This window comes from Pantoea sp. CTOTU49201 (genome assembly GCF_032054795.1).
Taxonomy (GTDB): domain Bacteria; phylum Pseudomonadota; class Gammaproteobacteria; order Enterobacterales; family Enterobacteriaceae; genus Pantoea; species Pantoea symbiotica.
On sequence record NZ_DAMBSA010000066.1, the window covers coordinates 5736 to 11285 of the forward strand.

Annotated in this window: 4 protein-coding genes; 3 read left to right on the forward strand and 1 reads right to left on the reverse strand. The window is 55.0% G+C overall.

Going from position 1 to position 5550, the window contains the following annotated elements; all coding sequences use genetic code 11:
• From carB to folA, 3 genes are all read left to right on the forward strand, one after another.
• On the forward strand, positions 1-2576 hold a 2576-nt coding region (carB, locus tag RTY00_RS07095), incomplete at its 5' end, for a carbamoyl-phosphate synthase large subunit (RefSeq protein WP_312663934.1).
• A gap of 240 nt (positions 2577-2816) precedes the next feature.
• Positions 2817-3959, forward strand: coding sequence for a porin (locus RTY00_RS07100; RefSeq protein ID WP_008108651.1), 1143 nt, complete (start codon positions 2817-2819; stop codon positions 3957-3959).
• Positions 3960-4244: 285 nt separating this feature from the next.
• On the forward strand, positions 4245-4727 hold the full coding sequence (folA, locus tag RTY00_RS07105; RefSeq protein WP_312663935.1) for a type 3 dihydrofolate reductase: 483 nt from the start codon (positions 4245-4247) through the stop codon (positions 4725-4727).
• A gap of 53 nt (positions 4728-4780) precedes the next feature.
• Here folA and apaH read toward each other — a convergent pair.
• Positions 4781-5550 (reverse strand): bis(5'-nucleosyl)-tetraphosphatase (symmetrical) ApaH (gene apaH, locus RTY00_RS07110; protein WP_312663936.1); only part of this gene is annotated, 770 nt, incomplete at its 5' end.

Here is a 5550-nt window from a genome sequence, read left to right on the forward strand (position 1 = left end):
ATGAGATGGAAGTGGTGCGCGATAAAAACGACAACTGCATCATCGTCTGCTCGATCGAAAACTTCGATGCGATGGGCATCCACACCGGTGACTCCATCACCGTGGCACCGGCGCAAACCCTGACTGATAAAGAATACCAAATCATGCGTAACGCCTCGCTGGCGGTACTGCGTGAAATCGGTGTCGAAACTGGCGGTTCGAACGTCCAGTTCTCGGTGAACCCGAAAGATGGCCGCATGATCGTCATCGAAATGAACCCGCGCGTATCGCGTTCGTCAGCACTGGCCTCGAAAGCGACTGGCTTCCCGATTGCCAAAGTGGCGGCGAAACTGGCGGTGGGCTTCACCCTCGATGAGCTGATGAACGACATTACCGGCGGCTTAACACCAGCGTCGTTCGAACCTTCTATCGACTATGTCGTTACCAAGATTCCTCGCTTCAACTTCGAGAAGTTTGCCGGTGCCAACGATCGTCTGACAACGCAGATGAAATCAGTCGGTGAAGTGATGGCGATTGGCCGTACGTTCCAGGAATCGATGCAGAAAGCGCTGCGCGGTCTGGAAGTCGGTGCTAATGGTTTCGATCCGAAAGTCAGCCTCGACGATCCCGAAGCGTTAACGCGCATTCGTCGCGAACTGAAAGATGCCGGTTCTGACCGTATCTGGTACATCGCCGATGCGTTCCGTGCGGGCATGTCAGTTGATGGCGTGTTCAACCTCACCAACATCGATCGCTGGTTACTGGTGCAGATTGAAGAGCTGGTACGTCTGGAAGAGCAGGTTGAGCGCGAAGGTGTGAACTCGCTGAACGCGGAATTCCTGCGTGCGCTGAAGCGTAAAGGCTTTGCTGATGTCCGTCTGGCCGCGCTGGCGGGCGTTTCTGAAGGCGAAATTCGTAAGCTGCGTCAGCAATTTAACCTGCATCCGGTTTATAAGCGCGTTGATACCTGTGCGGCTGAGTTCGCCACCGACACCGCTTATATGTACTCAACCTATGAGGAAGAGTGCGAAGCCAATCCAAACCAGGATCGTGAAAAAATCATGATTCTCGGCGGCGGTCCAAACCGTATCGGCCAGGGCATCGAGTTCGATTACTGCTGCGTGCATGCGGCGCTGGCGCTGCGTGAAGACGGTTACGAGACCATCATGGTCAACTGTAACCCGGAAACCGTATCAACCGACTACGATACCGCGGACCGCCTCTACTTCGAGCCGGTCACGCTGGAAGACGTGCTGGAAATCGTGCGTATCGAGAAGCCGAAAGGCGTCATCGTACAGTACGGCGGCCAGACGCCGTTGAAACTGGCACGCGCGCTGGAAGCGGCTGGCGTTCCGGTGATTGGTACCAGCCCGGACTCGATTGACCGTGCAGAAGACCGCGAGCGTTTCCAGCAGGCGGTTGATCGCCTGAGCCTGAAGCAACCGGCTAACGCCACCGTTGCTACGCTGGAGCAGGCCGTTGAGAAAGCCGCCGGTATCGGTTATCCGCTGGTGGTGCGTCCTTCTTATGTGCTGGGCGGCCGCGCGATGGAAATCGTTTACGACGAAATCGACCTGAAGCGTTACTTCCAGACGGCGGTATCGGTCTCTAACGATGCGCCAGTGTTGCTGGATCGCTTCCTCGATGATGCGGTTGAAGTGGATGTCGATGCGATTTGCGACGGCGAACGCGTGCTGATTGGCGGCATTATGGAGCACATCGAGCAGGCGGGCGTGCACTCCGGTGACTCCGCATGTTCACTGCCGGCCTACACGCTGAGCACTGAAATCCAGAACGTGATGCGTCAGCAGGTGGAAAAACTGGCCTTCGAGCTGAACGTACGTGGCCTGATGAACGTGCAGTTCGCGGTGAAGGACAATGAGGTTTACCTGATTGAGGTGAACCCACGCGCCGCGCGTACCGTGCCGTTCGTGTCGAAAGCCACTGGCGTGGCGCTGGCGAAGGTTGCCGCGCGCGTGATGGCCGGTAAAACGCTGGCTGAGCAGGGCGTCACCAAAGAAGTGATTCCACCGTATTATTCGGTGAAAGAAGTGGTGCTGCCGTTCAACAAGTTCCCAGGCGTTGACCCAATCCTCGGCCCAGAAATGCGCTCAACCGGTGAAGTGATGGGCGTCGGTCGCACCTTCGCTGAAGCCTTCGCCAAAGCGATGCTGGGTGCGCAGAGCAACATGAAGAAAACCGGTCGCGCGTTGCTGTCAGTGCGTGAAGGCGATAAGAAACGTATCGTCGACCTGGCGGCAAAACTGCAGAAGTTTGGTTTCGAGCTGGATGCAACACACGGTACCGCAGTGGTGCTGGGCGAAGCGGGCATCAATCCACGTCTGGTGAACAAGGTGCATGAAGGTCGTCCGCACATTCAGGATCGTCTGAAGAACGGCGAATATACCTACATCGTCAACACCACGGCGGGACGTCAGGCAATTGAAGACTCCAAGCTGATTCGTCGTAGCGCTCTGCAGTACAAAGTGCATTACGACACCACGCTGAACGGCGGCTTTGCCACGGCGATGGCGCTGAACGCGGATCCGACTGAGCAAGTAATTTCGGTGCAGGAAATGCACGCTCAGATTAAATAATCATTGGTTTGGTCGTCATAAAGCGGCTCCTGCGGGAGCCGTTTTTTTTAGCCTTTTACCCACAGCCGAATATCCTTATCTGTAAAAATCCTATTGATTTGACATATGTTTTATCAGTTGATGCGGAAAGGCTTACACCTCGGAATATCCGCACAAATTTATAAATAAGATCCCAGTGAGCGCACCGTACTATTTCGCTCGCTCATCAATAGAGCGCTCACCTTAACTGGGATATAAAAAATGCAAATGCGTGCTTTCACTCTCAGCGCTATTGCTGCGTTACTCGCAGCGGCGCCACTCGCCAGCCAGGCGGAAATTACTTTACTCAAGCAGGATCCACAGGCGGGCGATCCGCTAAGCCGTCTCGACTTCAAAGTGGGCGGCAGTATTCGTCCGCAGTACCTGCATCAGAATGGCGTCAACGACAAGTCGTACAAACGTAATGGCTATGACGGTGGATCACGTTTCCGTTTCACCGCCAATTATTACCTGTTCGACGACGTAAGTTGGGTGGGTTACTACGAGCTGGGCGTTAACTTCCCAGCCTGGTGGGGTTGGGACAATCATCATGCGGATGGTGCGAACAACACCTCACGTCGCCAACTCTATACCGGCTTCAAAAGCGCCACCCTGGGTGAACTCTACTTTGGTCAGCAGAACAGCGTTTACTACGATGTCGTAGGTGCGAAAACCGATATCTGGGATTACGACATGCTGGCCCAGGCGCCGGGCAACGGTATCAATGGCGACTACGACGGCTCTTACCGTTCGCGCAAAATGCTGAAGTACAAAAACACCTTTGGCGATGCGGATGTGTATGCGTCTTACCTGTTTGAAGATAACGAGTTTCTGCCAGGCAACGGCCTGCGCTATAAGCGTAAAGGCGGCGGTTCGCTGGGCGTGAACTACCACATCACCAAAGATCTGGCATGGGGCACCGCGTGGAACTACACCCGCGCGGATATCCGCAATCCAAACAATGGCGACAGCAAACGCTATGACCAGAATATCTACGGCACCGCGCTCAGCTGGACACCGGATAACTGGACGCTGTCAGCCGGTGCCGGTTGGTATGAGAACTTCTCACCAACCAAACGCAATACCGTTAACAACTACTTCGCGGATGACGCGTGGGGCATCGAATACTTTGCTGGCTACAAATTCCCAATCGGTCAGTATGCGGTGAAATCTATCCAGCCTTACTTCATGGGCGACCGTCTGGAGTTCGTCAACGGACGTGACTACAAACGTATCGATAACGGCGTTGGCGTGAGTGCGCAGCTGGATTACGGCTTCCGTGTCGACTACGAATATGTCATCACCTCCAGCACCGACAAGTCACTAGGCAACGTGAATCTGGTGCGTCTGCGCTACGATTTCTAAAGCGTTTCAACGGCTCCTGCGGGAGCCGTTTTTCTTTGTCGCACAGAGTGCGCTTTTCTTTACACTGCGATACCAATAATGCGACGTTTCTCGCGGAGTTGTGCCGTCTCGTCAGCAATTTCTGGCTCCTAACCCCGCTATTGCTGGGAAAGTCGGTGTAAAACTCTGTCCAATAACAAAAGTGCGGTGGCATCGGAGCTTTACGCAAATAGCGGGGTCGGCCTATCGACGAAAGTTTCGCCTTTACGTATGATGGCGCCAATTTTTTCCAGTAGGTCTTTTAACATGATTAGTCTGATCGCGGCACTGGCAGCGGATCGCATTATTGGTATGGAAAACGCCATGCCATGGAACCTGCCAGCAGATTTGGCGTGGTTCAAACGTAATACCTTGAATAAGCCGGTGATTATGGGTCGTCTGACCTTTGAATCGATTGGTCGTCCGCTTCCTGGACGCTTGAATATTGTGGTCAGCAGCCAACCGGGCAACCACGAAGGCGTTACCTGGGTTTCATCGCTGGAAGAGGCGGTAAAAGCGGCAGGTGATGTTGAAGAGATGATGGTGATTGGTGGTGGACGCGTTTACGAGCAGATGCTGGATCGCGCGGATCGTCTTTACCTGACCCATATCGATGCGGAAGTGGAAGGGGACACGCAATTCCCGGATTACGAGCCGGACGAGTGGCAGTCAACCTTCAGCGAATTCCACGATGCCGATGAGCAGAACTCGCACAGCTACTGCTTCGAGATCCTCGATCGCCGCACGTAGGGTTGCTATTTACCGCGACCAATAAAAAACCCCGCTTCAGCGGGGTTTTTTATTTACGGCGTATCGCTTAACGGCGGATGCGCACTCACCGCGCTCTCGGCCATCGCCTGTTCGCGGTTGGATGCCTGCACGTAATACTGCTTGGTTTCCCAATGCAGCAGCGTCAATGTTCCGCCCCAGCAGCAGCCGGTATCCAGCCCAATCACATGTTTCGGTGTGCCTTTCCCTTCCAGCGATGCCCAGTGACCAAAGATCTGCGTATAGTCGCTGTCGATTTTGCCCGGCACGTTAAACCACGGCTTAAGCGGTGGCGGGGCCGATTCTGGCGACTCTTTGCAGATCATATCCAGCTGGCCATTCGGGAAGCAGAAGCGCATGCGCGTCAGCGCATTGGTGCTAAAGCGCAGTCGCGCCAGGCCGCTCAGCTCCGGCGTCCAGTTGTTTGGCATGTCGCCGTACATCGCATCCAGGAACAGCGGATAGCTATCGCTGGAGAGCACCGCTTCCACTTCACGTGCGCACAGTTGCGCTGTCTCCAGATCCCACTGCGGCGTAATGCCCGCATGCGCCATCAACAGTTTCTTCTCTTCATCCACCTGCAACAGCGGCTGACGACGTAACCAGTTGATCAACTCGTCGGCATCATCGGCTTCCAGTAGCGGCGTCAGGCGATCTTTCGGCTTATTGCGGCTGATGCCGGCAAACACCGCCAGCAAATGCAGGTCGTGATTACCCAGCACCAGGCGCACGCAATCACCCAGCGATTTCACATAGCGCAGCACATCGAGCGAGCCGGGGCCGCGCGCCACCAAATCGCCGGTAA